Raw genomic sequence first — 26,262 nt, forward strand, 5'->3', positions numbered from 1 at the left:
ACAATCCGCGCCGCCGCCATTCAGCACTGGGCTGGAAAAGCCCAGTCGCTTTCGAGCGGAAGGTGGCCTAAACGAGCGCCGGGGGCGGCACAAAAACGGGACAGGTCCAAAGGGCCGACAAGATATCGCCGGTATCGCAGCACTATGCAGCTCGTGCAAATATTCAAAGCGACACCGCGCAGCCCGTCCGCGAAGCTTCGGACGGATTTACGGATGAAATGCGACGGGTTCTTCGCAACACCGTGAAGAACTTTGGGTCAAGCCAAAGTGGAGGAGACGAATAATGGGTACTCCGACAAACCTGATTGCGACCGGCACACACGCACCTGTGCTAGAACCCCTGTTTGGGTCCTTCCGAGGAGTTACAGTATGCGGGGGGCAAAAGCGCCCGAATACGCCAGTTGCAGCGATTTTTTTTGGGTGCGCACCCCGGGTGCGCAGGTGCGCACTTCAGGTACGCAGGTACGCACCCCATCGTGTTGGGTACGCGCTCGCATCTGGCAGGCTTCGGTGTGCCTCGTTGTTGAAAGGATCTGCGTGCCGCTCCGGTCGGCTGGCCTTTGAAGGTCGCGCAACATGACCTACGGCTCCAACCCACTGGCTGCATCTGCCCTGTCTCCCTCTGAGCGTCGGCAGGAACTGTGCCACCTTCTCGCGCTGGGCCTGATCCGTTTGCACCTCCGCCATAGCGACAAAGACGAGACAGGTCCCGGAAAGAGAGAATGTTCGACTACACATTCCGCGCAATTCGAGCGGCACTGACAGGCAGAGGAAGGAGACGATCATGACCAAGGTCCACAATATCCCTGCCCGCCTGGCAGCGCTCAAAACCACGCCAACGGCTGAACTGAAATCCAAATGGAGTGAACTGTTCGACAGTGACCCCCCGCCCTTCAACCGACGCTACCTGGAAACCCGACTTGCCTACCGGATCCAGGAACTGGCCTATGGCGGCCTCAAACCGGACACTGTCCGTCGGCTGGAACGTATTGGCGAAGAGCTCGATGGGGGAGATCGCAGGAAAAGCCGCCTCCGTGCGGATCTGACACCCATCGTCGGCACCCGGCTGATCCGCGATTGGCAAGGCACCGAACATGTGGTGACGGTCACATCGGACGGCTTCGACTGGCAGGGACGTCCCTACAAATCCCTCTCGGCCATCGCACGGGCCATCACGGGCACGCGCTGGAACGGGTGGGTCTTCTTCGGCCTCAAGAGCCGCAGGGCAAACAGCGGCAGCCGGATGACCGCGCGAGCACAGAGGCCAACGACATGACCCAGCCTGTTCTGCGCAAGCTGCGCTGCGCCATCTACACCCGCAAGTCTTCCGAGGAGGGTCTGCAGCAGGAGTTCAACTCGCTACATGCCCAACGCGAGGCCTGCGAGGCCTATATCGCGAGCCAACGGTCGGAAGGCTGGGTGGCGGTGCGCGATCACTATGACGACGGAGGTCTCTCTGGCGGCACGCTCAACCGCCCTGCCCTGCAGCTCCTGCTTCAGGATATCGAGGACGGCCTTGTCGACGTGGTGGTGGTCTACAAGATCGACCGTCTCAGCCGGTCCCTTGCCGACTTCGCCAAGCTCGTGGACATCTTCGACCGAAACAACGTGACCTTCGTCTCGGTGACGCAGGCCTTCAACACAACCACCTCAATGGGTCGGTTGACGCTGAACATCCTGTTGTCCTTTGCGCAGTTCGAACGCGAGATCACGGCGGAGCGGATCCGCGACAAGTTTGCCGCCTCACGCAAAAAAGGCATGTGGATGGGCGGCGTGCCGCCTCTGGGCTACAAGGTGCAAAACCGCAAACTACTGATCGACACGGCGGAAGCCGAAACGGTGCGCTATATCTTCGAGCGTTTCGTCCATATCGGCTCCGCCACCGAGTTGGCGCGCGAGTTGAAGAGCCAAGGCGTCAAGACGCGCAAAGGTGCTGCGATCTCCAAAGGGTAACTGTACCGACTCCTGACCAACAGGGCCTATATTGGCGAGGCCGTGCACAAAGGAGAGAGCTATCCCGGCGAACACGACGCCCTGATCGATCAAACGACCTGGGACAAGGTTCAGTCCATCCTGAAGGAAAGCCCGCGCAAGCGCGCTGCCCAGACCCGTGCCGAAACACCTGCCCTGCTAAAAGGGGTACTCTTCGGTCCCGATGGCGCCGCCTTCTCTCCCACCCACACCCGCAAGGGTGACAGGCTCTATCGCTACTACGTCAGTCAGACCGTCCTGAAACACGGCGCTGGTGCCTGCCCTGTCGGCCGCGTCTCCGCTGGCGAGATTGAGTCAGCGGTCATCAATCAGCTGCGCGCCGTGTTCCGGCAACCGGAGATCGTCGCCGGCACTTGGAGAGCAGCAAAAAAGCAGGGCCACCAATTTGATGAAACTGAGGTCCGCTCGGCACTGTTGCACCTGGACCCGCTCTGGGACGAGCTCTTTCCAGCCGAACAGGCCCGTATCATCGCGCTCCTGATTGAACGCGTCGACATTGGGACCGACGGTCTCCAGATCCATCTCCGCATCGACGGTCTGTCAGATTTGATGGGCGAGCTGGAAGGTGGCAAGATCCGGCAGGCCGCATGACACGCCCGACCTCCTCACCCAGCACTGTGACGCTGCAGGTCCCGTTCCGGATCACCCAACGCGGCGGCCGCAAGGAAGTGCATCTGCCGGCCGGTGCACCGCGAACGCAACTGACAGACAACACGCTGGTCAAGGCGCTGGGCCGCGCCTTCCGATGGAAGAAAATGCTGGAGACCGGGGAATATACGACGATCAAGGAACTGGCCGATCACGAGGATATCGCCTTCTCCTACATGACCCGGGTGCTGCGCATGACCCTCCTTTCACCGAAGATCGTGGAGGCCGTTCTGGAAGGGAAAGGGCCAGACAGGCTTACTCTCTCAGTCGCGCTTGAACCGTTTCCCCTTGGGTGGCAGGAGCAGGAAATGGCGTTTCTGGAGGAAGATAACCAAGCCGCGCATTTATAGGCAGCCTGCTATAAAACTGCGCGTCAAGAAATTGATTAGATGCAGTGGAGCATTCGGTGCATCGGGCGGATTCCGGACCTTCGCTGCGGCGACAATCCCATCGTCCAAAAATAGTGGAAGCTGACCTTCGGAGCGGACCAAGGTCGAGGTTTGTGCTGCGCCGCCGCAAGACCGCTCCGAGCCTAAAGTGACCAATGCTTCGGGTATGATGTACTCGTAGAACCCCCACAAACGGCACGTCCGACCGCATTGTTCGAACGTGGACAGCGAACTCTTTCTCGACAGATGTTGCAATATTCACGAATGACAGCTTTCGCAAATAGGAGCCAAGCCGGGAAATCGCGCTATCGGTTTCGCCAAAATGTAGCATAAGCTTTCTTTAACCGTCGGCGAGCGTCAAGGTGAATGCCAGTCATTCCCGAAAAATCTCTACCCTATCAAAAACAACAGCTTTATCAAAAAGGTAAGACCTCATAGTGTAATTCAGCGCAACGGGCATATCTCCATATCTAAGAATATTAGTCATTAATATGATCGCGTTTCCTGTTTCCAAGAGGTCGGACAGGATAGAGGAATCCACCACCTCCATGCTCTCAAAATCAACATCAGACGATCGAAATTGCGACGCGAGTGCCTCGCGAACATCTTGCGGCACAATATCTGGTACAAATATCCTACTTAGGCCATACTCAATCGCACCATTCACGAGGATCATAATCTTTGGCTCATCCTCAATGGCATAGAGCCGATCTCCGCTAGTTATTGCCTCACCGTTTCGAGTTAAAGAAACGCTATCGAAAGAAATGATCTCTTCGGCTGCAAAAAAGTTTAATCCGGGTTCCATTTTGAAGAACCTACTCGCCTCAGGGTGCAGAAAATCTCGGGCAGGAGTGAAGATGAACGAGCCATCTATTCTGGACATATCGTCCTCAAAAGTAGAAATATCTGTTCTGACTTGCTGTGTAATATGCAAGCCTGATCTACCAAGTATCTCAATTGTTCTGTTGTCCACAGCAGTGCCTCCCGGCGCAATTAGAGAGACTTGGAGGTCCTCGACTGCTTCCTCCATCGTCATTATTATTATTCGGTTTGGATCATCACTCACCCTTAAAGAATTCACTTCGGAAACTGAAGGTTCAGTGTACAGGAAAACGGCGAAGGGGAAAACGGCTATGCACGTAATTGTTCGCATATCTAAATCTCATCGCAGGGTGGGAGTTCTCGGTCTCCGACCGGGTTCGTATAATTTACACCTTCGTCGAGGTTAAATTCGACGATTCTGTAGCTGCCTTCTGGCATGCCAGTTGGTTTTGCATCCCTCAAGTAGTACCTGCCCCAAGACCACATTCCTTCACGCTTGATTCCCGTAGATCCAGTAAAATCAGCGCAGCTTATGTTTACGTCTCCGAATGATGCCCCGGCTAATAGAGAAAACTTGAAGCTCGCTCTAATTGCGGCAGATGCAACCACCTCGGAATTTCTGAAGGACGCCCCAACGAATACTGCTTCAAAAAGGTCTGCGTTTCTTATTTGAGAGTTTGCAAAAGTAGCGCCAGAAGCATCTACTCTTCTCATATTGATGCCTGCAAGGGAGGTGTAATCCAGCTGCGCACTTTTTAGATTCGCCTTTTCCAAGATGGAGTTGTCAAGTATCGATTCTGTCAATATGGCCCCCTCTAAGTTCGCGTTTGAGAAATCAACCTCACGCAGATCAGATCTTGCCAAATTTACGCCAGACAAGTTTGCTGAGCGAAGAATGGCACCACGGAGATCGACACCCTCTAGATATGTTGGCCGCTCGCAGTAGGAGAGGCCACTTTTCGGGTCACGATCAAAGCCAAGGCCCGGAGGTCCAAAAGAGTCGGTTTCTGGAAACCAGTTTCCTCCCATCACGTCGCATGACAAGTCTATCCCTGCCAAGGGAACGTCCCGTTCCACCAGAAATTCCAGCGCTTCAATTTTACCGGAGTTACCTGACGATTTGGTCGTGAGGAGTTGCCAGGCTCTAGCTATCGAAGCGTTTTCGATTTCTTCAAGTGTTTCTGCGTTGACGACGCGCGCCTCACGTATTGCCGGCAGTTCCACTCTTATAAAAAGTCCGAGTCCCAGCAATGCTGCAACATTGGCACAGGCGGATACAATCAGTATAGCGCGCGCGGGGAAATCTTTTAGAATATCTAATTGAGATCTCATTAGCTTGGGCAACTTCATCCCGCGCTCGCTCAAGAATCTAGGGTTGCTGTTCAAGAATAGCATACGACGATAGGTTCGTCACTCCTTCCCATCCGTTCTAATTTGCGTCGCATCAGCGTTCGTTGGTTTCGTGGAGCAAAATTTGAGCGAAGTTCGCCTTCCTTACCTGCGCCCGATCTAGGGTCAGGATGCATTGATTTTCGACGCGCTGCGTGATTCACGGCTCGGAAAACGGAGCGGTGACATGAGCGACCTGTACTGGCTGACCAACGAGCAGATGGCCAAGCTTGCCCCTTTTTTCCCCAAGTCCCACGGCAAGCCTCGGGTCGATGACAGACGGGTCTTGAGCGGGATTATTTTCATCAATCGCAATGGCTTGCGCTGGCGCGACGCCCCTGAAGCCTACGGACCGCACAAGACGCTGTACAGCCGGTGGAAGCGTTGGAGCGAGAAAGGCATCTTCGCCCGGATGATGGTCGGTCTGGCTGCGGAACACGGCGAGGAAAAGACCGTGATGATCGACGCGACGTATCTGAAAGCCCACCGCACTGCGACCAGCCTGGCCGCGAAAAAAGGGGGCGTGGCCGCCTGATCGGTCGAACCAAGGGCGGCATGAACACCAAGCTGCACGCCATCTGCGACAGCCAAGGGCGACCGCTCAGCCTGTTCGTCACCGCTGGAAAGGTCAGCGACTACATCGGTGCGCGGGCGTTACTGAGCAGTCTGCCCAAGGTCGACTGGCTTCTCGGAGATCGCGGCTATGACGCCGACTGGTTCCGAGAGGCGTTGAAAGACAAGGGGATACGCGCCTGCATCCCTGGTAGAAAGCAGCGCAAGAAGGCCGTCAAATACGACAAGCGCCGATACAAATGGCGCAACCGCATCGAGATCATGTTCGGCAGGCTCAAGGACTGGCGGCGTGTCGCGACACGCTATGATCGCTGTCCCAAGGTGTTCCTCTCAGCCATCGCCCTCGCCGCGGTCGTCATCTACTGGTTATGAATCCTGACCCTAGAGGTTAAGAATTGTGTAGGTACCGTTGTTCGTTTCTAACCAAAGCCGTGTGCATGTCAAGTCAACCGTCTTGAACGCATTCGATAGCCTAGAACAGACATCAATTCATCAATCATGTCGCCATTTTGTAGATGTGCAAGCTCAGCAGGCATTCAACTCAAACTTGAACTAGAGTACGTTCAAGGTGGGTAACAAGGAATTCAGAAGTGGCTGCCAATAAAAGAATAAAACCGACGGCAATCACCAGAGCAGGGTATGAGTACCAAGACCTCGTTGGGATTGAAATGCTTATCCGGCACTACCGAGATCCCAATCTGTTTGAGTGGGTTCAGATTGAATCTGACGATCAGAACGCCAAAGCCCTCGACGATGTTGTTGCGCTAAGAAAAGATGGCTCCGTCGAGTATGTGCAGGTCAAATTTACGGTAAATTCGGAAGAGTATTTCTTGGACTGGGACTGGTTGCTGGGCAAAACTGGCAAGGGTTCAAGTATGCTCGACAAGTGGGCAAAGTCTTTCCGCAAAGCGAAAGCTTTTGGCCCCATCTACAGTGCCAAATTGAAAACAAATCGCGTGCCTACAGATACCCTTGCAGCATGTATGGCAAGCAACAAGGTTCTCCTAGAAAAGTTAGACTTGAAGACGAGAGCACTCGTTGAAGCAGAATGTGGTGGACCAGCTGAAGCCGCTGATTTTTTTGCCAATTTTGAATTCACCTCCGCAATGCCAGACTTGGAGCACTTTGAGGTGCAACTCCGTGATCAGTTGGTTCCTACTGACACTGACCAATCTGGTTGGCTCTTGCTCAAGGATAACGTGACTCGTTGGGCAATTTTGAAGAAAGAACCCTTTCCCGACGGTTGTATCCAAAGAGATCATGTTGTTCGATTGATTTCCAAGAAGCGTCCCAAGCCTATTCGTCAAAATTTCTTGGTCCCCCCCGACTATACACCGCCAGAAGATGGAATCGACGCCGGAATCCGATCTCGCATCAAAGAAAGCGCGACGCCAATCACGGTTTTGTGGGGAACGCCAGGACGTGGAAAGAGCACCTATCTATCCCACTTAACTCAATCGCTTCAGTCGAAAGGCGAAGTTGTGGTGCGTCATCACTATTTTCTTTCGTTAGAAGAGAACAGCGCTAACCGAGCATCATTCGCTGATGTAGCCGCTTCTCTCATCCATCAACTCAAGAGCAGCTATCCGCGACACACATCTGGCCTTGAAGACGACCCCGAAAAGCTCCGTAGCGGCCTGAGCCATGTTGCCAAGAGCTTAGGCTCAGAAGGAAAGCGTCTCTATCTTGTCGTCGATGGTCTTGATCACGTCTATCGCGACACCAGTCGCACTGATCAGCTGGATCACCTATTCAACATTGTTTTCCCGTTGCCGGAACACTTAACGCTGATTGTAGGGACACAACGGGTCTCTGACGACAAATTGCCTCAAAAATTGCTGCTAAACGCATCTGATGACGATTGGATCGAGATTCCGAGGATGAGTGAGGTGGCCGTTGGGCATTGGTTGAAAGGTCAGAACCGAGCTCGACCTCTCGCATTGAAGTGGGAGGGCCGGGAAACAGAAGAAATTAGCAAGATTTCCAAAACGCTATTTGAAATTAGCGGTGGTCATCCACTTCATCTGATTTACGCCTATGAAGCACTGGTTCGTTCTGGTAAGCCAATCGACAGCTCGGATGTCAAAGCTTTGCCTTCATGCCCTGATGGGGACATTCGAAGCTACTACAAAAGCCTATGGTTAAAGATTTCCCCACCAGCAAAGCAAGTACTTCACATGCTGGCAGGTTCAGGTTTCCATTGGCCTGCAAGCGGTATACGAGATTGCATTGGAGATTTTCATGAGGTCGAGTTTCTCTTAGAGCCCCATAACTCGGGGCTGAGGCCGTTTCACGAGAGTATTTTTGCGTGGCTTCGTAGCCGCGACGATCATGAAAATAAATTCCAGGCTCTTCGGCCAAAAATTATTGAATGGCTTGAGAACAATGCTCCTGAGTACTGGCGGTGGGGTTGGCTCTGGCTTACGCAGGCTGCAAGTGGCAACTATTCGCCATTGATTAACGGTGCCGAATTATCCTGGGCAGCAGACTCTTTGGCAAAGGGATGGCCAGAGCAACAGATTGCCAACATCCTTGCTTGCGCTGAAAAGCATACCTTTGAAAAAGGTGACCTCGCTTCAATTGTTAAACTCCGTTCCATAAAGACAAGAGTTATGAATGCGAGGGAGTACCAATCGCAGGATTTTGGAAAATACCTAAGCACAGCATTGACGATATCAAAAAATCAACAGCAGTCGCTTAACTTGCTAGACGACTTGTCTTCTCTCTCTAGCGATGAGCTAGTCGCACTTGCAAGATACGGACCCCAGTCCACTCAAGTTGATACTCGTGAGGCATGCCGAACAGAATTCGAGAGACGTATCAACACTTGGATACAGCTTAGGCATAAAACAGGCAGTGATTTTGTTACATTGACGCATCGCTGTCTAGAAGTTGCAGTTTTTCAAGGCAGGCCCGAAGTCGCAAAAGTTCTGAAATTCCTTAATGGTTTCAAAAACCCAAGCTCTCACCTTGGTCACTACGTCGAAGAACTGGGTAAACTTAACGATCTTGAAGCGCTTGTGGAGGTCTCCGAACACCTTAAGGACGGTAACCATGAGAAGCTGAGATTAGAGATTGACCGAAAGATTCTTAGGTCAGCCCTATTTATCGGCGCAGATCCAATGGAGTTTCTAAATCTGGATTATGGAAGTCTGCCTCCAGACATTACGTCTTGGGCGGCATACGAGAACGAAAGTGTAGCCAACCAAGCCCATCCTATGGTGGTTCCAGAAGATTTTATGCAAGAACGCACTAGCACAACAGAACGGGGCAGGCTAGCTGTCACTTTTTGTGAATACTTTTGGACTGCGCTACACTTTGCTTTAACTCCTGAGTGCGATTGGAAGCAGTTCTACCCTTCTCTAGAACGGGGAACTTTGGCCTTTGTTGATGATGCCTTGGATTGCCTAAAACAGTTGGCCATAGAACTTGTTTCAGGTGACTTACCATGGGAGTATTCAGCCGCATTCTTAGCCGCCTCAAATGTACCTGAGGTTGGTTTCGCAGGGAGTGCTGAAAGCCAACACGTCCACTATCTCGGCTTTCGAAATGCGCTCTGGAGCATCGCATGGGACATACATCTGATGGGGTTGAAGGGCAAAAGTGATCCTAGAATTGTGAAGCAGGAACTGGAAATTGCGCGAGCATCTGTCCACTGGAACGACGATATTTGGATGCATAAAAATGCGGGCCTTTTACACCCAATTCTCTGCGAAGATGCTGCTGAAATGGTGCTCCTTGATATGTCTACAGATCTTTCAAATCGAGTCACGGAATTTAATGAACGTGCGGATAACTGGACCGACTTGGCACTTTTTTCTCATCTTAATGAGGTTGGAGAACCGCGAAAACTACTGACAAGGGCAACCGCATGTCTCTTAGGTTACGGGTATCGGAAAGACATGAGCGTTTTCGATATCCTTAGTTGCGTCAAGTATGTTCACGAGGTGGATGACTCGAAGACTGCTCTTTGGATCAAGAGAATCGCTCCTATCGTTTCAGAAATTTCAGAGTTCACTGATGGTGACGAAACCCGCCATGCTCGGAGTGAACTGATATCAGTTGTTGCAAAAACGTGCCCTTACTGGCTGCACACGTTCTATGCCTACCACCTCTCGATGGACGAGTGGTACCTCGCGGATGATTGCCTAAAACAACTCATCAGAGTTATCGATTTAGAAAGCCCTGAAGCTGCCGCTCTATGTGGAACTCTTATCGATCCAATCCAATTGAGTTCATTAGAAGAGCGCGCCAATAACGAGCCAGCGGCCAAAGCTCTTTTTGACAAGCAAGTTAAATTTCTTGGGGGTCGCCCTCGTAAAAAGGAGCGCAACTATGAGACGCCGGATTCTCCTCTTAACGATGCTGAGAAGGCTCTGTTGGCACAAGACCCCTGTAGATTTGAAGCCGCAGATTTCACAGGATTAGTTTCATCGATTTCCGGCCATGAATTTCCTTATGAGCATCGGAAAGATCAATTGGTTCGCTGGCTTCGCCATTGGCAGTCTGAAAAGAAGGCTCGGACAGCGCTTAAGTCAATCTGGGATGTCTTTGAAGATCAGAGCAACTCTTCAGAAGCCGACGAAGTGCTGGATGAAGCATTTCAAGTGAGCTTGGCTTCTGAGGGAAAGAAAGCAGCATACAAGTGGCTGGTGCTTGCCCAGGTTTATCGCCATGGATGGGCCAGTTACTGGTCTTCAAGCGAGGAAGTAGAACACCGCCTACGAGTATGTGCAGAAACCTACCCCCAAAAGTGGCTGGAGTTTATCCGCGATAGTTCAGTGCCAAATCCTCGCTATGCCAGTGCAGAGACCGATTTCTCTGTGGGTGCAAAACGGCTTGTTCGCTTTTTGCTGTTCGCTAATCAGACAGATATTGCCTCCTCTATCGTAGACACCTTGATTGATGATCTGGCCTTACAAGTTCAGGACCAGCCAATCCCGGAGCTGAAATGGCTGACTTGACCTCCCATGGATTGAACATTTTTTCGTTTCTGACGCAACGGCTGAGCTGGCCTGTGCCTATGGTCAGGTGGAAAGCTGGGCGGGAAATCCGAGATTTATTGGAGAATGAGTTAACCCGTGACCGAATGACTAGTCAGCTCTTTGAAACGTTGGACGCGTGTAGAACAGAATCTGAAGTTTGCTCAATCTTGAATTTGTTCCTTCTAACGAAAAAGGACGCGCGTCCCGAAAGATCTGCCTTGATAAGTCACATAGGTCATCCTTCAATCTTGGCCGATTACATACTGGAGCGCATGTACGGGTGGGGGAAAGGAATAGGCCGATGGCTTACAGCACACTCAGGACAAGCACCCTTGGGCTTCACCGAAAGTAATTATTTTAAGGAACACAAAACCGCGCATGTGCCGCCAGTGTTTTGGCATCGCTTGAAGGAGCTTGAGGATCAAACTCACCTACCTTTCGTTAGGCAATGGGCGTTTGAATGGGAAACTTTGTGCGAACGTACAGGAACGCGTTTCACAAGATACCCCGATTATTTCGACGATGTAATGGAAAGGCGTTCGGGCATAGTTGGGCAATATCAACAGGGGCAGACTGAAGTTTTGCGTTCCGCGCATATTCGTACTTTTGCACTTGCGGTCAGCAAATGGAACATGCCGCAGGAGCGGGCGATGGATGAGCTCTTTGACCATATCCCCGCGATTTCTGGGCTGTTTGATCTTGAGCCTGTCGAAAAACCTAGTTGGCTTGAAAACTTCCCTCACGACTGCCTGGACGATGGTGTAGATCTAAAAGCAGTTGTGCAGGGGTTTGTAGCGAAGATACGGGGCGCTGATAAACAAGTCCTTTCTTTTACTAGCCCGTTCGAGATTGACGATGCCAACTACGGACATGTTCAGCTTAGCGCATTTCTTGCGACAGATGATTTTGTCCTTAAGGACAAAGATAGCCTGTTTGAGCCTAATGCATTTTGCGACGCTCGGGCGAATTTAACGATTGAGACTGTGTGGCCGAACGAACCAATTGAGGCCTTTAGTTTTAAGGGTAGAACTGGTCGAGCCGTACCAATTTGCCATGGAATACTTCCCGTTCCACACGGACATTGGCTGGGTCACAATTTCAGCACAGGTATTCCCGTTTTGGCGAGCTATTGCTTAGAGGGTACTAAAAATCTACGCGTTCGCAACGGTGCGCTTGAGTTAGTGGTTGACGGCACCCTCACATCTGAAACCTCGATCTGGCACTCTTCTTGGTCACCGCACTATGCACGGGACGGTGGACACACTCGAAACGGTGTGTGCGTGAAGGCATCATCTAATGATCTTAAAGGCGTTTTAGAGGGTCGGCCCCACGACCTCAAACTTGGTTGGTTGTTAAAGGTAAAAGTCTGGAAACGTGACAAAGAGTACGGCGACTATGAGCTGAAAGATCGGCAGGTATTTGTGTTTAATGATGAAATTTGAAAACGAAAGCCAAAAATCTCACGCCGGTTTGTCGTACCCGTGTGCCTGTGATTTGAGTGAGAGTTGACGGTTGTGTCCGCTTCCACGGTTGATGATTTTGGGCTCGCGACTACAGCGAACTTCCGCTTTCCGCCCTTTTAACCGCAAGAACTCCTGCCAAAGATTTAGATGCCAGCGTCATTTAGACCGGACAACTCTGACATCGAAACCATTGTTCAGACCAATCAAAAAGTACTTGTTTCCAATACCTTGCAAACAGCGTCGCAAAATAGCGTAGTCAACAGCTTCAGAGAATTCCGGTGTCGGAGAACGCTTTTGTCCGAATTTCACTCCGAACCACGCAACAGCCAAAATTCTATAACCCTCTAATACAAGGGAAAAATCCGAAAGCGCTGAGCGTTGGAGAAAGTTTGCATCGAGGCAAGTGGCGGAGAGACAGGGATTCGAACCCTGGAGACGGTCTCCCGCCTACACACTTTCCAGGCGTGCGCCTTCGACCACTCGGCCACCTCTCCGTAGGGCGGGTATTTGCCGGAACACTTGCCCCATTGCAAGGAGAAATCGGTAAAAATTCCGGGCAATCCGCGCTTTCTTTCGCGTGCACCGCCGCGCAAGGGACATGGGGTCGCCCGAAGGTAATGCCCCAGCCCCACCCGGCTACCGGCTCAGGAAGACTGCGCAGCGGCGTCCGGCTCTTCCGGTCCTTCCGGGGTCTGGTTCGCTCCAGTCCCTTCTGCCCCGGTCCCGCTTTCCTGCGGCTCGGGGCGCTGGTTCAGCGCCTCGGGGTTACGCAGCCAAACGTCCCGCTGGGCAAAGGGAATCTCGATGCCTTCTTCAACGAACCGGGCAGCGATATGGTGGTTCATCTCCGAGTGCACATTCATCACCCAGTTCACATCGCGCAGGATGGCGCGGATCTCGAAATCGAGACTGTCGGCGCCGAACCCCTTGAACAGAATATTGGGCGCGGGATTTGCCAGAACCATCGGGTGGTCATTGGCGATCTCGCGCAGGATCTCCTCGACCCGGCGCGTATCGGTGCCATAGGCCACGCCCACCGGCACGATCACCCGGCCAATCGTGTTGCCCCGCGTGAAGTTGGTCACCGTTCCGGAAATGAAATCCGAGTTCGGCACGATCACATCCGTGCGGTCAAAGGTCTCGATCCGTGTCGAACGCACCGAGATATCGCGCACATAGCCCATCTGGCCATTGACCTCGATCCAGTCGCCCTTGCCGATGGGACGTTCGATCAACAGGATGATGCCTGAGACGAAATTCGACACGATGTTCTGAAGACCGAAACCGATACCGACGGAAAGCGCACCGGCCACATAGCCAAGCGCGGTGAGGTCGATGCCCGCCGTGGTGATCGCCACCAGCGCCGCGATGGCGATCCCGACATACCCGATCCCCGACAGCACCGCCGTCTGCCCGCCCGCATCCATCTTGGTCTTGGGCAGGATAGAGCTGCGCAGCGCCCCCTGCAGCATCCGGGTCAGCATGTAGCCGATGGTAAAGACCACCGCGAAGGTCAGGAAATCGGTGGGCGAAATCCGGCTGTCCCCAATGGCAAAGCCCTCCTGGAACCTCGCCCAGACCTCGGTCAGGTCGGCCAGACGCGCGCCCCAGATGAGCGCCAGCAGCGGCAGCGCCAGCACCGCCACAAGGAACCCCGCCAGAACCGGCACAAGCCCTGTCTGCTCGGACTCGCTGGCCCCAGTGGCAAGATAGTAAAGGTCGTAAATCAGCCGCTGAATGATCGTGACGACACCGGCAAGGAACAACGTCCCAACCGCCGGGTAGACCAGCGCATTCGCCGCTGCGCCGTAGCCGATGGCCGCCATGATCGGCGCGACGACGCCGACCGCCATGGCCATGCGCCCCAGCGCCCAGATCACCCGGTCGAGGAACCCGATCTCATCTCCCTCCTCCGTTCTGCCGCTGGGCAGGATATGGGCAAGCACCTGCCCAAGCCGGAAGATCGCGATCGAGGTCAGAACGAGGATCGGGAAATCGAGAAGGTAACGCGTATTATCCGTGTATTCCCCGACATCACTGATCGTGCTGATGAAATCATGCGCCGCCAGCATCACGCCCAAAACGACGCTCAGAAACCGGGCCTGCTTGCGGTCTGACGGTTCCAGCTTGACCGTGGCCGTCGCATCCGAGCGCGAAAACACCTGTTCCGCCATCCACCACATCAGCAGGATCAGGGTAATCCACGCCGGTATCTGCTGGACCACGGGCTCGGTGATCGGCGCGAGAAGCCCCATGTTGTTGATCGCGGTGGTCACCATCGCCACGCCAAGCATCGGCAGAATGATCTGCCCAAGCGAGGTCAGGAAACTGAACACCCCTGCCCCACGGCGCGATTCCAGCCGCAGGTGGTTCGACAGACGGGTCGCCCAGGACCGTCCGCGCGCGGTTAGCACAAGGCCCAGCACCAGCACCAGCAGGGATACCGGCAGATCGCCCCAGAACTTGCGCCTGAAATCTTCCGAACGCCAGTTGTCGATGGAATCCTCGGCCAGTGACTGAACATTGCTGCCGAATGCACCGGCCACCACGCCCCAGCGGGCCGGGTTCAGCGGACTTGGCCCAAGCTGCAACAACTGGTCCGCGCGCCTTTCGCGGATGATATTGTCGATCTCGCCGATCAGCCCGTTGGCAAGGCTATAGGCCTCTTCCGCATTCAAGACCGGCGCTTTGAGTTGCGCCATCTGATCGTTGAGTTGCTCGCGCCGCGTCGCCACTTCACCGGGCTCCGGCGCGTCGCCCTTCTCGACATCGGGGGGCGGGCCAAGCGCATTAATCTGGCTTTGCAAGGTGCTGATACGAGAGGAATTTATCCCCTCGGCAGCCAGAAATTTCTCGCGCCAATCGGCAAGCTGCGACCGCAGGGTCTCCAGCGTTTCATCCGAAGCCTGGTCAGCCTGAATCAGGTTTTCCGCCCGGTCGGCCAGAACCTGCCAGGCATCGTAATCGGGGGCCTGCTGCGCCTGAACCGCGCCGCCAAAACCTAGGACAAGCAGACACAGGAAACCGGTGACGGCGGAAAGCAGGCGATAATGCATGTGATCAGGTCTCAGCTATCCACAAAGACGCCGGGGATCGACGCAGGCGCACGATCCATCCACGACGGCACCGGCAGTCCTTTTTCGGTCAGGAACTCTGGGTTGAACAGTTTCGACTGATAGCGCGTCCCATAATCGCACAGGATCGTCACTATGGTCTTGCCCGGCCCCAGATCCTTGGCCATGCGCACCGCGCCCGCGATGTTGATGCCGCTCGATCCGCCGACGCAAAGCCCTTCCTCGGACAGCAGGTCAAAGACGTATGGCAGCGCCTCTTCATCCGGGATCTGGTAAAGCATGTCGGGCCGGAACCCTTCGAGGTTGGCGGTGATCCGCCCCTGCCCGATGCCTTCGGTGATCGAATTGCCCTCGGGCTTGGCCTCGCCCTCCTTATACAGGCTGTAGACGCCCGACCCCATCGGATCGGCCAGACCGATCTTGACGCCCTTGGGCTGCAGGGCCATGCCGACCCCGGCCAGCGTACCGCCCGACCCGACCGAGCAGATGAACCCGTCGACCTTGCCGTCGGTCTGCTCCCAGATCTCGGGACCGGTGCCTTCGACATGTGCCTGCCGGTTTGCGGTATTGTCGAACTGATTGGCCCAAATCGCGCCTTTTGGTTCGGATTGTGCAAGCCTTTCGGCCAGTCGCTGTGAGTAACGCACGTAGTTATTTGGATTTTTGTAAGGCGCTGCAGGCACCTGAACCAGCTCGGCACCGGCCAGACGCAGCATATCCTTCTTTTCCTCGGACTGGGTTTCCGGGATCACGATGACCGTCTTGAACCCCATCGAGGCGCCGACCAGCGCCAGCCCGATCCCGGTGTTCCCGGCCGTGCCTTCGACGATAGTGCCACCCGGCTGCAACTCCCCGCGTGCCATCGCGTCACGAATGATGAACAGCGCGGCGCGGTCTTTGACCGATTGACCGGGGTTCAGGAACTCGGCTTTGCCGAATATCTCGCACCCGGTTTCCTCGCTCGCCTTCCGCAGGCGGATCAGGGGTGTGTTTCCTACGGCTTCTGCCAGATCACGTGAGATACGCATGGCGTTCCTTTCCTATCTTCAGCAAAGGTGTAGCCCTGCTGACGCCCGATCTCAAGCGATCAACGCGCGCCAGCGGCTTTGCCCCGCGAACGGTTTATCGCGAAACCGCGCTCTGCAAGGTATTCCCGTTCCGCCTTGCTGACAGTCACAAAACTGTCAGCCCCGGATGCCGGTCAATCCCGCGATGCTTTTCCTAAATGCCCGCCTCGGCCCGCAACCTGTCACGGTGGCGCGACAGCCAGAGCGAGGTCGTGACCAGCGGCATGTCCCGATGCCGTTCCGCATCGATATCCGCGATCAGCTCGTCAAAGCTCACCAACCGGCTCACAAGGTCTTCGCCCTCGCTTTCCAGACCGCCCCCGCCTTCGGGGCGATCCTCGAGGTCGCAGATTCCGATGAACAGGTTAAGAAACTCCCCGGAAGACCCTGTAGAAGAATAACATTTTCCCGCCGCGTGCAACTGACGAACCGTCAGCCCGGCCTCTTCGTGCGCCTCGCGCCGCGCGGCCTCTTCAGCGGTTTCGCCCGGGTCGACCAGACCGGCAACCGGCTCCCAGATCCACGGGTCCGGATCGCCCAGCATAAAGACCGGCGCGCGGAACTGCTGCACCAGCAGCACTCGGTCGCGCAGCGGATCATAGGGCAGCACGACAGCCGCCTCGCCCACCATCAGCGCGCCACGGTTAAGCACATCGCTCATGCTCCCGTCATGGCGACGAAACTGCAGGTCCATCTCTTCCATCGTGAAGAAGTTCATATAGGGCCGGTGATGCGCATGCACCTTCACGTCCTGCGCCAGATCCCAGTCGGTGCTGGCGGGACGTCGCCGGGCGACCATCCGCGCATGGGCCCGGATCGAGATCGGCGTGAACCGTTTTACCATCTCCTCGGCGCTTATCCGGCCATACCAAGCCATGATCTCTACCGCGGCGATCATCTGCAGTTCGGCCCATTTCTCTTGCCAGTCCGCAAGCAGCCATGGCGCGCCCGGCTCCCAGCGGTCGGTAGCCGCAAAGAACACCAGAGCCCGATCCCCGCCGACAAGCTGCACAGGCTCAAGGTCGTAATCGAACGCCCCCTCATAGAACCGCAGCCGCGCCACGTCCTCATCGCTCAACCCACGGGCCAGCAGCCCCTCGGCCCGCGCGCCCGGACGAGCGACGATAATCGGAAAGGCTTCACCCGCCGCCCAAAAGGCCGCGTGATCCTCAAGCACGGCGGGCGCGGTCTTGACGGCATGGCCAAGAACGCGCTCAAGCAGCGGCAGATGGCACAGCGTGCCATAGAAAAACAGGTCTGACATGAAAACTCTCCCGCTGGATCAGCGCCACTGACGCCAGGCATATTCGGTCGCCAGCCCGGCCAGTATGCCGCCGGCGATCAGCGTCATCACGATATGGGTCACAAAGATCGTGATGGCATAATCCAGCCCGATCTGAAAGATCGCCGCCACTGCTTCAAGCGGGCCGTCATAGCGGTTGCGCATCGCCCGGCGCATCATTTCATAGCCGCCCTGGATGAAAAGCGCCCAAAAGACCATGACAACCATGCCGGTCAGCCCGTTGTTCACCGCGTTGGTCATTCCGCGCCCGGCCCGGTCGCCCATGACCACCCAACCGATCGCCAGACCGATCGCGACATTCACGTAAGTGAACCAGCCGAAATCCATGCCCTCCGTCATCAGCGGCATGATCTGTCCGGACACGATAAAGGCTAGGAACGCAAGGCTGAGCGCAGCAACTAGTCGTGAGGCGTCGGGCATATAACTTCCGGCAATTTGGCTACGAAGGCCGCGACACCGTAATCTGGGTGACGTCGACGCCCTTACTGTCAAAGGCCGACGCGCATGAAGTCAAATAGAAATTCCACATGCGTCTGAACCTGTTGTCAAAACCCATCTCTGCGATCTGGTCCCACTTTTCATTGAAGGTCTCATGCCAGCGCCGAAGGGTGATGTCATAGCTCTTGCCGAACTCGATAGAACGTTCCACCGCGAGCCCGGCCTGTTCGACCTGCGCCCGCAGCACCGCCGGGCTGGGCAGCATGCCGCCCGGGAAGATGTATTTCTGAATGAAATCAACGCCGCGCTTGTAAACTTCCCAGCGCTGGTCCGACACGGTGATGATCTGAAGTGTCGCCGTCTTACCCGGTTTCAGACGTTCGCGCAGGGTTTCGAAATAGACCGGCCAGTATTTTTCGCCCACCGCTTCGAACATCTCGATACTGGCGATCCCGTCATAACTGCCGGTTTCATCGCGGTAATCCTGCAGCTTAAAGCTCACGAGATCGGATAGTCCAGCCTTTTCAATACGTTGACGCGCATAATTGAACTGTTCCTTGCTGATCGTCAGTCCCGTCACACGCAGGCCCCGTTCCCGCGCGGCATATTCCGCGAAACCGCCCCAGCCGCAGCCGATCTCAAGAATATGATCGCCCGGTCGCGCGCCCATCTGATCGACGAGAGAGGCGTACTTCGCAGTCTGCGCGCTCTCGGTTCTTTCCTGACCATTCAAAAACAATCCACTTGAATAAGTCATCGTATCATCAAGCCATAGCTTGTAAAATTCGTTACCCAGATCGTAATGGTACGAAATATTACGACGCGCCTGCGCCTTGTGATTGCGCTGTAGCCAGAACCGTAGCTGTTCGTAAAACCGCACCAAGCCCATGCCGGGAAACCCGTCGTATAGCGCCTCGTTCCCGGAGCTGACGAGATCCATGAAAGCCTGCAGATCCGGCGTGCTCCACCATTCCTCCAGATAGGATTCCGAAAAGCCCAGATCGCCCTCACGGATCAGCCGCGCGAAGACGTCGTTGTTATGGATGTGCAATTCCGCTACTGGACCGGGCTGCTTGCCCTCGGCACGGAAATGGCGACCGTCGGGCAGGATGATGTCCATCCGTCCGCGTTGCAGCGCGTTCAGCATCTCCATCACCTGAGGGAAATAGCGCGGCAGGTTTTTCTGCCCCTTGGTATCGGTCAGGATCATCGGTCGTTTCCCATCGAGTTTAATAAAATCTTAAGATGCGTTTCGCATTTGTGGCAAGAGATGACGGTCATCCGCGTCAGAAATCCGGGTTTTCATAGGCATCCAGCGCGGCCTGCCGGCCCTCTTGAACACCGACCACCGGCTCTGGATAATGATCCCCGGCTTGCATCGACCAGTGCCGGGGGATCGCGTCAAAGTAGGACAGCGCGGTTTCCGGGGGCTTGTCCTGCCCCTCGGCGATCCAGGCCTTGGCGTAAACCCCGTCGGGGTCGAACTTTTCCAGCTGCGTCACCGGGTTGAAGATGCGGAAATAGGGCGAGGCATCCGGCCCGGACCCCGCCGCCCATTGCCACCCCATCGAGTTATTCGCCGGATCCCAGTCGATCAGGCAGTCCTCGAACCATTTCTGCCCGATCCGCCAGTGACACATCAGGTTCTTGGTCAGGTAGCTCGCCACGATCATCCGCGACCGGTTGTGCATACGCCCCGTCACGTACAGCTCGCGCATGCCAGCATCGACAAAAGGCACGCCGGTGCGCCCCTGTTTCCACGCCTTGACCTCGGCCAGACGCTCATCTTCCTGCCATGGGAAGCTGTCCCATTTCTCGCGCCAGTTATCTGTCAGGATCCGCGGCGTGTGATGCATCAGGTGATAGGCGAACTCACGCCAGACCAACTCCTTCTGAAAGGTCTCGGCCCCGGCCTTGCCATCCTCGCGGGCCCGTTCTGCCGCCGCCCAGCAGCGGTGCGGGCTGATCTCGCCCAGCGACAGGTTCTCTGACAGGCCCGACGTCCCGTCTTCGCCCGGCAGATCGCGCCGTTTCGCATAATCCGCGACCCCGTCGCGCATAAAGCTGGCCAGCCGCGCAATCGCCGACTTTTCGCCCAACTGCACGTAGGGGCGCACGACATCGGCCCCGCGATCCATCGCCGCGCCAAGGGTCCAGCCCTCCAGATCGTCACTGTCAGGCCACTTGCCCGGCGCTGGAATATCCGCCGGTGTCGAAAGCGGCGCATCCACGTCGCGCCCCTTCACCGCGTTCCAATAGGGCGTATAGACCTTGTAAAAGCTGCCCTCGCCGGTTTCGACCGTCCAGGGTTCGAACATCAGGTGCCCGCCAAAGGACTTTGCCTCGATCCCGTCGGACTTGAGATCGGATTTTACCTCGGAATCCCGCTCAACCGCCCCCGGATCGTAAAGCCGTGACCAATAGACAGCGCCAGCGCCGGTTTCCTCGATCAGCGCCTGCAACTGGGTCAGCGCCCGGCCCCGGCGCAGGATCAGGCGCGAGCCTTTGTCAGCCAGCGCCTTGCCGAAACATTCAAGCCCCAGCCCAAGCCGCCATTTCGGCGCGGCGCCAAGCGCCTCGGCCTGATCGTCCAGAATAAACACAGGGATCACCGGGCGCCCGCTTTCGCAGGCCGCATGCAGCGCCGGATGATCCGACAGACGCAGATCGCGCCGGAACCACAACAGTATCGGAGTATTTTCGCCCGTCATTCACCACTTCCCATTTTAACGGGATACGTAGTCCGCCGGGGCTTGGATCAAAGTAAATCGTCCAAGGCGTTCAAGAGTTTATCCATTTCACCTTGGGTTGTGTAATGGGTAAAGCTCAGCCGCAGAACGCCGGTTTCGGGGGTGACCCCCATGCCTTCGAGCACCCGATGCGCGTAGAAATCGCTCGCGCCCGCGATGATGCCCCGCTCGGCCAGTGCCTTGGCCACCTTGACCGGGTCTTGCGTCAGCGCCAGCGCCACGGTCGGCGCGCGCCCCTCGGCCCGGTCCGGCCCCAACAGGCGCACCGCATTGCGCGATTTCACCGCGTCGAGCAGCGGTTGCAGCAGCGTCGTTTCCTGCCCGCGCATCAGATCATGCACGAACTGTCCCCGCTCCACCGCGTCACTACCGGTAAACCCGTGATGCGTGCCCAGCAGATCGATGTAGTCCGCCATCCCTGCGCAGGCAGCGATCTGGGCATGATCGGGACCTGCCGGTGTGAATTTCTTGTAGATCGAGTCACCGTTGAAATAATGCCCTTGGTTCGGCAACAGCTCGGCCAGCGCCCGGCGCACCACCATCAACCCCTGATGCGGGCCATAGGTTTTATAGGCCGAAAACAGGTAGATATCCGGCCCCAGCGAGTTCAGATCTGGAAACCCGTGCGGCGCGTAGGAGACGCCATCGACACAGACAAAGGCCCCCGCCGCATGAGCCATCGCAGTGATCTCGGTCACCGGATTGATATGGGCCACAACGTTCGAGCAATGCGGGAAACAGACCAGACGAACCTTTTCGTCGAGCAGATCCTCAAGGTCTTCGGGGTTCAGCAACCCGCTGTCCGGATCGACCCGCCATTCGCGGATCTCGATCCCCTCCTCCGCCAGACGCCGCCAAGGTCCCGAATTGGCCTCGTGATCCTGATTGGTAACAATGATCGCCTCGCCCGGGCTCAGCCACGGACGAAAGGCCTGCGCCAGCACATAGGTGTTCTGCGTGGTCGACGGCCCGAAACTCAGCTCGTCCTTCTCAACCCCCAAAAGCGCAGCCATCCGGGCGCGCGCCTCGTCCATTTCTTCGCCGCCAAGGCGGCTGGGGTCAGCATCGCCATAGGGCTGCATCTTTCGCTCGGTATAGAACCGCGTGAGGCGCTCGATCACCGGCGCGCAGGCATAAGACCCGCCCGCGTTCTCGAAATGCGCGAAAGCAGCAAGCTCGGGCTTGGAAAAGGCCGGAAACAGAGAGCGAACATAGTCGGAATCGAGTTTCATGCCGTTAGGAAAATACGAGTTTACCAAGGAAGGCAAGCATTTAGGCGCAAGCGCCTCTCGATTGCAGATCGGCGGGCGTCCCGCCCCTAACGTCCGCCCAGACGCACGTTCAGACGCGGTTTGCCACTGGGCGAGATACCGACTCCGACCGGTCCGCCGCCGGGGCGCACGGTCGCACCGACGCCCTTGGGTCCCACGGTGATCGATCCGTCCTGATTGGCGGTGCGCACCTTTGGTCCGCCGCCACCGACGGTCACCGAACTATGGGCGCCCTTCTTCTTTTTCTTCTTCTTGTTATTGCCTTGCTTGCCCCGGTCTTGCGCTCCGGCATCGGCAACCAAGACCGCCGCGCCCTCTCCCGGCATGGCAGAAGAAGAAGCCATGCCGGGATCGGCGGAGTTAACAATCGCTACAGCTATGCTGCAAAGAAAAATCAGACTCGGAACTGGGGCACGGGCCAAGCCGCTAGGGGGATAGGGGGGACTGATCGGCATGGCGTAACTCCGAAATAGATATTTCAGTTACTGCAACAGCGTGACAATCGTTACACTCAACTTATGATTGAAAACGACCAGTCAGATCAACCCTTAAAGAACAATTAAAAACGGTTGCGGCAAGATTTTTGCCGCAACCGCATAATGCCTACGCAAATTTCAGCTTACCGGGGTTCGCTGGCAAGCCCTTTGTAGATCGCCCAGCACATCAAAAGCAGAACGACCGTGAACGGCAGCCCTGTCGAGATGACCATGGACTGAAGCGAGCTCAGACCGCCCGCCGACAACAGCAGCACGATGGCCACGGCGCCTTCGAAAATGCACCAGAACACACGCTGCGGCACCGGCGCGTCGACCTTGCCGCCCGCCGTGATCGTGTCGATCACCAGCGAACCGGAGTCGGACGAGGTCACGAAGAACACGATGACCAGCACGATCCCGATCAGCGAAGTGATTCCCGCCAGCGGCAACTGGTCCAGCATCTTGAAGAGCTGACGCGGCAGTTCGGCATCCTGCGCGGCGGTATAGCCATCCTGCACGACCTGCTGGATCGCAACGCCGCCAAAGACCGACATCCACAGCACGCAGACAAGGCTCGGAATCAGCAGCACACAGATCACGAATTCACGCACCGAACGGCCCCGGCTGACGCGGGCGATGAACATGCCGACAAAGGGTGACCAGCTGATCCACCACGCCCAGTAGAACGCGGTCCAGCCCTGCATAAAGTTCACGTCCTCACGTCCCACGGGGTTCGACAGCGCCGGCAGGTATTCCACATAGGCCAGCAGGTAATCGCCAAACCCGGTCAGGATCGCGACCGTCGGTCCGGTGAACAGAACAAAGAGCAACAGCAGGAAGGCCAGACCCATGTTGATCTCCGAGAGCACCTTTACCCCGCCATCAAGGCCGCGCAGCACCGAGATCAGCGCAATCGCGGTGATGCCGGAAATCAGGACCACTTCGACCGTGTTGTTGATCGGAATACCGAACAGCTCGTTCAGACCGGCATTGGCCTGCGTCGCCCCAAAACCAAGCGAGGTCGCAAGACCGAACAGCGTGGCGAAGACCGCCAGCGTGTCGATGGCGTGGCCCCACCAGCCCCAGACCCGGTCGCCGAGGATAGGGTAGAATGCCGAACGGATCGTGAGCGGAAGACCCTTGTTGTAGGAAAACAAGGCCAGCGCCAGCGCAACGATGGCATAGATCGCCCAGGGGTGCAGACCCCAGTGAAAGATCGTCGCCGCCATGCCCAGACGCACAGCCGCCGCCTCGTCACCGGCTGCCGCACCCAGCGGTGCCCAGTCGGTACGCGCGCCGCCTTCGGCCGCCGTGCCCCCCATCGAGGACGAGAAGTGGCTCATCGGTTCGGACACGCCGTAGAACATCAGGCCGATGCCCATGCCCGCCGCAAACAGCATCGCGAACCAGCCGATATAGGTGTAATCGGGCTTGGCATCGACGCCACCCAGCCGGACCGACCCAAGCGGGGTAACGATCAGGAACAGGCAGAACAGCACAAAGATGTTCGCCGCGCCAAGGAAGAACCAGTCAAAGCCCTTGGTCACCGCGCCAAACAGCCAGCTGAATGCCTCGCCCGCCTGCTCCGGCAGGGCCAGCGTGTAAAAGACAAAGGCCACGATGGCGATGCCCGAGACGAGGAATACGGGGTTGTGAATGTCAAAACCGAACGGCCCTAGCTGGCCGTCGATATTATCCTGTCCGATCTCATAGTCGGTTTCGATCACGTCAGAGGCACCGCTTGGCTCCGGTATGCCCTGATCGCCAGAAGTGTCGGTCATATGCGATCTCCTTGTTGATTGATGCCGCGCCTCGTGGGGCGGCTATTGTCGTTTCATCCGGTCCGCGCAGGAATTGCACGGCTGATGGCACTGGTCAGTCGCGAACGACCATGACAGAAGCTGCGGCATGGGCCGCGATCTTACCGCCGTTTGACGGCCAGATGTATTCCTTAATGCCGGGCACATGGCTGGCCATGACAACCAGATCGGCGTCGGTTTCCTTAACCGCCTTGAGCAGAATCGCATCCAGATCGATCGCCGGGTCGTTGACCACGACCGCCCGCGCGGAGGCATTGACGGAATTGCTCGCGCCGAAATCGGCCGCAAAGGCATCAAGCTTCGTACGATATTCTTCCGGGGTATGCGCGACCGAGCCCGGCGTATCCGCCGTCACCCCGACCATGATCACCTCGGCCCCGTAATGTTTTGCCAGATCGGCGCTGCATTGCAGCCCTTTCACCAGCTTTTCCTTATGTGCCAGGTCTACCGGCACCATGATTTTGGAAAACACGTCTGTCCCTCCTAACCCGCAGCGAGTCGGCCATTCTGGACGACAGGCTGTTTGTCAGCCCGGCGCTAGCGGTATTGGTGTTGTTCGGGTCCGAACGGCGTATCCGTTCGATCACCACCCATGCGACACAATAGCCCAATAAATAGACAAATTGCAAACAACTGCGGCCATTTAACTGCCATGCGCGACACGCATGCCAGAGGGTACCTGAGAGGTCAGCACCCGATTTGCCCGGAGCCAATGGCTCGAAATGCAAACGACGCGCCCCAGACAGAGGCGCGTCGTTCTAAGACTCTCGACTTTGGGTCAGGATCAGGCGTTGACGTCCACGACGACGCGCCCCTTGACCTTGCCGGCAAGAATGTCGCTGCCCAGCTCGGGCAGATCGGACAGGGTCGCGGGCTGGATCATCGCCTCGAGCTTGTCCATCGGCAGGTCCGACGCAATCCGCGACCAGGCCCGCAGCCGGTTGTCATAGGGCTGCATCACGCTGTCGATCCCAAGAAGGTTCACGCCGCGCAACAGGAACGGCACGACCGTCGCAGGCAGCGCTGCGCCACCGGCCAGACCCACCGCCGAAACCGACGCGCCGTATTTCATCTGGCCAAGCACCCGGGCCAGCATCGCACCGCCCACCGCATCGACGCAGCCGGACCATATCTCGCTCTCCAGCGGGCGCTTGACGGTCTCGTTTATGTCCTCGCGCGCCACGATCTGCGTCGCGCCCAGCGATTTCAGGTAATCCGCGGTCTCGGGCCGCCCGGTCACACCGGCCACCTCGTAGCCGAGATTGCCAAGGATCGCCGTCGCGACCGACCCGACACCGCCCGCCGCGCCGGTGACCAGCACCGGACCATGGCCTGGTTCCAGCCCGTGATCTTCCAGAGCCATGACCGCCAGCATCGCGGTGAAACCGGCGGTGCCGACCGCCATCGCCTGTTTCGTATCCAGCCCCTCGGGCAGCGGCACCAGCCAGTCGGCCTTGACCCGCGCCTTTTGCGCATAGCCGCCCCAGTGGGCCTCGCCCACGCGCCAGCCGGTCAGCACTACCTTGTCGCCGGGCTTGTAGCGGTCATCGTCCGAGGCTTCGACCGTGCCCGCGAAATCAATGCCCGGCACATGCGGATAGCGCCGTACCAAACCGCCGCCCGGCCCAATGCACAGCCCATCCTTGTAATTGACGGTGGAATATTCGACCGCGACGGTCACCTCGCCATCAGGCAGATCCTCCAGCGAGATCTGGCTTACCCCGGCACTGGTCTTGCCGGTTTCGTCGTCCTTTTCCACCACGAGCGCATTGAACATCTCTAACTCCTGCTTGCTGGATTCA

General features: G+C 56.7%; 18 protein-coding genes, 1 tRNA gene and 1 pseudogene. 6 read left to right on the forward strand and 14 right to left on the reverse strand.

Features of this window, described 5'->3' with window-relative positions:
* Positions 1–784 precede the first annotated feature (784 nt).
* The 3 genes and pseudogenes from MF268_RS00005 (at position 785) to MF268_RS00015 (ending at position 2,990) form a co-directional block, all read left to right on the forward strand.
* Positions 785–1,276 (forward strand): DUF2924 domain-containing protein, encoded by a 492-nt coding sequence (locus MF268_RS00005; RefSeq protein WP_238368870.1) that lies wholly within the window; start codon positions 785–787, stop codon positions 1,274–1,276.
* Positions 1,273–2,583 (forward strand): annotated as a pseudogene (locus tag MF268_RS00010) (recombinase family protein). Before MF268_RS00005 ends, MF268_RS00010 begins: the two are co-directional and overlap by 4 nt.
* On the forward strand, positions 2,580–2,990 hold the full coding sequence (locus tag MF268_RS00015; protein ID WP_238368871.1) for a hypothetical protein: 411 nt from the start codon (positions 2,580–2,582) through the stop codon (positions 2,988–2,990). The pseudogene MF268_RS00010 and the gene MF268_RS00015 overlap by 4 nt, the downstream one beginning before the upstream one ends.
* Before the next feature lie 412 nt (positions 2,991–3,402).
* Here MF268_RS00015 and MF268_RS00020 read toward each other — a convergent pair whose 3' ends face one another.
* Together MF268_RS00020 and MF268_RS00025 are read right to left on the reverse strand one after the other, a co-directional pair.
* Positions 3,403–4,182 (reverse strand): hypothetical protein, encoded by a 780-nt coding sequence (locus MF268_RS00020; RefSeq protein WP_238368872.1) that lies wholly within the window; start codon positions 4,180–4,182, stop codon positions 3,403–3,405.
* A 2-nt stretch (positions 4,183–4,184) separates the two neighbouring features.
* A complete protein-coding gene (locus MF268_RS00025) occupies positions 4,185–5,201 on the reverse strand; it encodes a pentapeptide repeat-containing protein (RefSeq protein WP_238368873.1) in 1,017 nt (338 codons plus the stop codon).
* Between the two features lie 226 nt (positions 5,202–5,427).
* Here MF268_RS00025 and MF268_RS00030 point away from each other — a divergent pair.
* The 3 genes from MF268_RS00030 (at position 5,428) to MF268_RS00040 (ending at position 12,240) form a co-directional block, all read left to right on the forward strand.
* A protein-coding gene (locus MF268_RS00030) for an IS5 family transposase (RefSeq protein WP_238368874.1) occupies positions 5,428–6,185 on the forward strand; the annotation gives its coding sequence in 2 pieces (ribosomal slippage) (positions 5,428–5,764 and positions 5,764–6,185; 759 coding nt in all).
* Between the two features lie 218 nt (positions 6,186–6,403).
* Positions 6,404–10,777 (forward strand): ATP-binding protein, encoded by a 4,374-nt coding sequence (locus tag MF268_RS00035; protein ID WP_238368875.1) that lies wholly within the window; start codon positions 6,404–6,406, stop codon positions 10,775–10,777.
* A gap of 353 nt (positions 10,778–11,130) precedes the next feature.
* On the forward strand, positions 11,131–12,240 hold the full coding sequence (locus MF268_RS00040; RefSeq protein WP_238368876.1) for a hypothetical protein: 1,110 nt from the start codon (positions 11,131–11,133) through the stop codon (positions 12,238–12,240).
* 425 nt (positions 12,241–12,665) lie between these two features.
* Here the strand turns inward: MF268_RS00040 and MF268_RS00045 are convergent.
* The 12 genes from MF268_RS00045 to acuI form a co-directional block, all read right to left on the reverse strand.
* Positions 12,666–12,755: transfer RNA gene (locus tag MF268_RS00045), tRNA-Ser, on the reverse strand.
* 150 nt (positions 12,756–12,905) lie between these two features.
* Positions 12,906–15,317, reverse strand: a complete 2,412-nt coding sequence (locus MF268_RS00050) for a DUF3772 domain-containing protein (protein ID WP_238368877.1) — start codon at positions 15,315–15,317, stop codon at positions 12,906–12,908.
* Between the two features lie 11 nt (positions 15,318–15,328).
* Positions 15,329–16,363 (reverse strand): cysteine synthase A, encoded by a 1,035-nt coding sequence (locus MF268_RS00055; RefSeq protein ID WP_238368878.1) that lies wholly within the window; start codon positions 16,361–16,363, stop codon positions 15,329–15,331.
* A gap of 193 nt (positions 16,364–16,556) precedes the next feature.
* Positions 16,557–17,666: an NUDIX domain-containing protein gene (locus MF268_RS00060; protein WP_238368879.1), complete on the reverse strand. Its 1,110-nt coding sequence runs from the start codon at positions 17,664–17,666 to the stop codon at positions 16,557–16,559.
* An 18-nt stretch (positions 17,667–17,684) separates the two neighbouring features.
* Positions 17,685–18,125, reverse strand: coding sequence for a TrgA family protein (locus tag MF268_RS00065; protein WP_238368880.1), 441 nt, complete (start codon positions 18,123–18,125; stop codon positions 17,685–17,687).
* 19 nt (positions 18,126–18,144) lie between these two features.
* On the reverse strand, positions 18,145–19,353 hold the full coding sequence (locus tag MF268_RS00070; RefSeq protein ID WP_238368881.1) for an SAM-dependent methyltransferase: 1,209 nt from the start codon (positions 19,351–19,353) through the stop codon (positions 18,145–18,147).
* A gap of 76 nt (positions 19,354–19,429) precedes the next feature.
* Positions 19,430–20,854, reverse strand: coding sequence for a cryptochrome/photolyase family protein (locus MF268_RS00075; protein ID WP_238368882.1), 1,425 nt, complete (start codon positions 20,852–20,854; stop codon positions 19,430–19,432).
* Positions 20,855–20,901: 47 nt separating this feature from the next.
* Positions 20,902–22,125, reverse strand: a complete 1,224-nt coding sequence (locus tag MF268_RS00080; RefSeq protein ID WP_238368883.1) for an aminotransferase class V-fold PLP-dependent enzyme — start codon at positions 22,123–22,125, stop codon at positions 20,902–20,904.
* Positions 22,126–22,211: 86 nt separating this feature from the next.
* Positions 22,212–22,508, reverse strand: coding sequence for a hypothetical protein (locus MF268_RS00085; protein WP_238368884.1), 297 nt, complete (start codon positions 22,506–22,508; stop codon positions 22,212–22,214).
* A gap of 275 nt (positions 22,509–22,783) precedes the next feature.
* Positions 22,784–24,421 (reverse strand): BCCT family transporter, encoded by a 1,638-nt coding sequence (locus MF268_RS00090; RefSeq protein WP_238368885.1) that lies wholly within the window; start codon positions 24,419–24,421, stop codon positions 22,784–22,786.
* Between the two features lie 94 nt (positions 24,422–24,515).
* Positions 24,516–24,932 (reverse strand): universal stress protein, encoded by a 417-nt coding sequence (locus MF268_RS00095; protein ID WP_238368886.1) that lies wholly within the window; start codon positions 24,930–24,932, stop codon positions 24,516–24,518.
* A 312-nt stretch (positions 24,933–25,244) separates the two neighbouring features.
* A complete protein-coding gene (gene acuI, locus MF268_RS00100; protein WP_238368887.1) occupies positions 25,245–26,237 on the reverse strand; it encodes an acryloyl-CoA reductase in 993 nt (330 codons plus the stop codon).
* Between the last annotated feature and the right edge of the window lie 25 nt (positions 26,238–26,262).

The organism is Heliomarina baculiformis (assembly GCF_019966545.1).
In the GTDB taxonomy this organism is placed as follows: domain Bacteria; phylum Pseudomonadota; class Alphaproteobacteria; order Rhodobacterales; family Rhodobacteraceae; genus Heliomarina; species Heliomarina baculiformis.

What these genes read in the sequence shown, in the direction of transcription:
- MF268_RS00080 (WP_238368883.1), bottom strand. Translation starts at nt 22,125, where the DNA reads ATGAAACTCGATTCCGACTATGTTCGCTCTCTGTTTCCGGCCTTTTCC.
- MF268_RS00065 (WP_238368880.1), bottom strand. Translation starts at nt 18,125, where the DNA reads ATGCCCGACGCCTCACGACTAGTTGCTGCGCTCAGCCTTGCGTTCCTA.
- MF268_RS00015 (WP_238368871.1), top strand. Translation starts at nt 2,580, where the DNA reads ATGACACGCCCGACCTCCTCACCCAGCACTGTGACGCTGCAGGTCCCG.
- MF268_RS00070 (WP_238368881.1), bottom strand. Translation starts at nt 19,353, where the DNA reads ATGATCCTGACCGATACCAAGGGGCAGAAAAACCTGCCGCGCTATTTC.
- MF268_RS00090 (WP_238368885.1), bottom strand. Translation starts at nt 24,421, where the DNA reads ATGACCGACACTTCTGGCGATCAGGGCATACCGGAGCCAAGCGGTGCC.
- acuI (WP_238368887.1), bottom strand. Translation starts at nt 26,237, where the DNA reads ATGTTCAATGCGCTCGTGGTGGAAAAGGACGACGAAACCGGCAAGACC.
- MF268_RS00025 (WP_238368873.1), bottom strand. Translation starts at nt 5,201, where the DNA reads ATGAAGTTGCCCAAGCTAATGAGATCTCAATTAGATATTCTAAAAGAT.
- MF268_RS00060 (WP_238368879.1), bottom strand. Translation starts at nt 17,666, where the DNA reads ATGTCAGACCTGTTTTTCTATGGCACGCTGTGCCATCTGCCGCTGCTT.
- MF268_RS00055 (WP_238368878.1), bottom strand. Translation starts at nt 16,363, where the DNA reads ATGCGTATCTCACGTGATCTGGCAGAAGCCGTAGGAAACACACCCCTG.
- MF268_RS00005 (WP_238368870.1), top strand. Translation starts at nt 785, where the DNA reads ATGACCAAGGTCCACAATATCCCTGCCCGCCTGGCAGCGCTCAAAACC.
- MF268_RS00085 (WP_238368884.1), bottom strand. Translation starts at nt 22,508, where the DNA reads ATGGCTTCTTCTTCTGCCATGCCGGGAGAGGGCGCGGCGGTCTTGGTT.
- MF268_RS00075 (WP_238368882.1), bottom strand. Translation starts at nt 20,854, where the DNA reads ATGACGGGCGAAAATACTCCGATACTGTTGTGGTTCCGGCGCGATCTG.
- MF268_RS00020 (WP_238368872.1), bottom strand. Translation starts at nt 4,182, where the DNA reads ATGCGAACAATTACGTGCATAGCCGTTTTCCCCTTCGCCGTTTTCCTG.
- MF268_RS00050 (WP_238368877.1), bottom strand. Translation starts at nt 15,317, where the DNA reads ATGCATTATCGCCTGCTTTCCGCCGTCACCGGTTTCCTGTGTCTGCTT.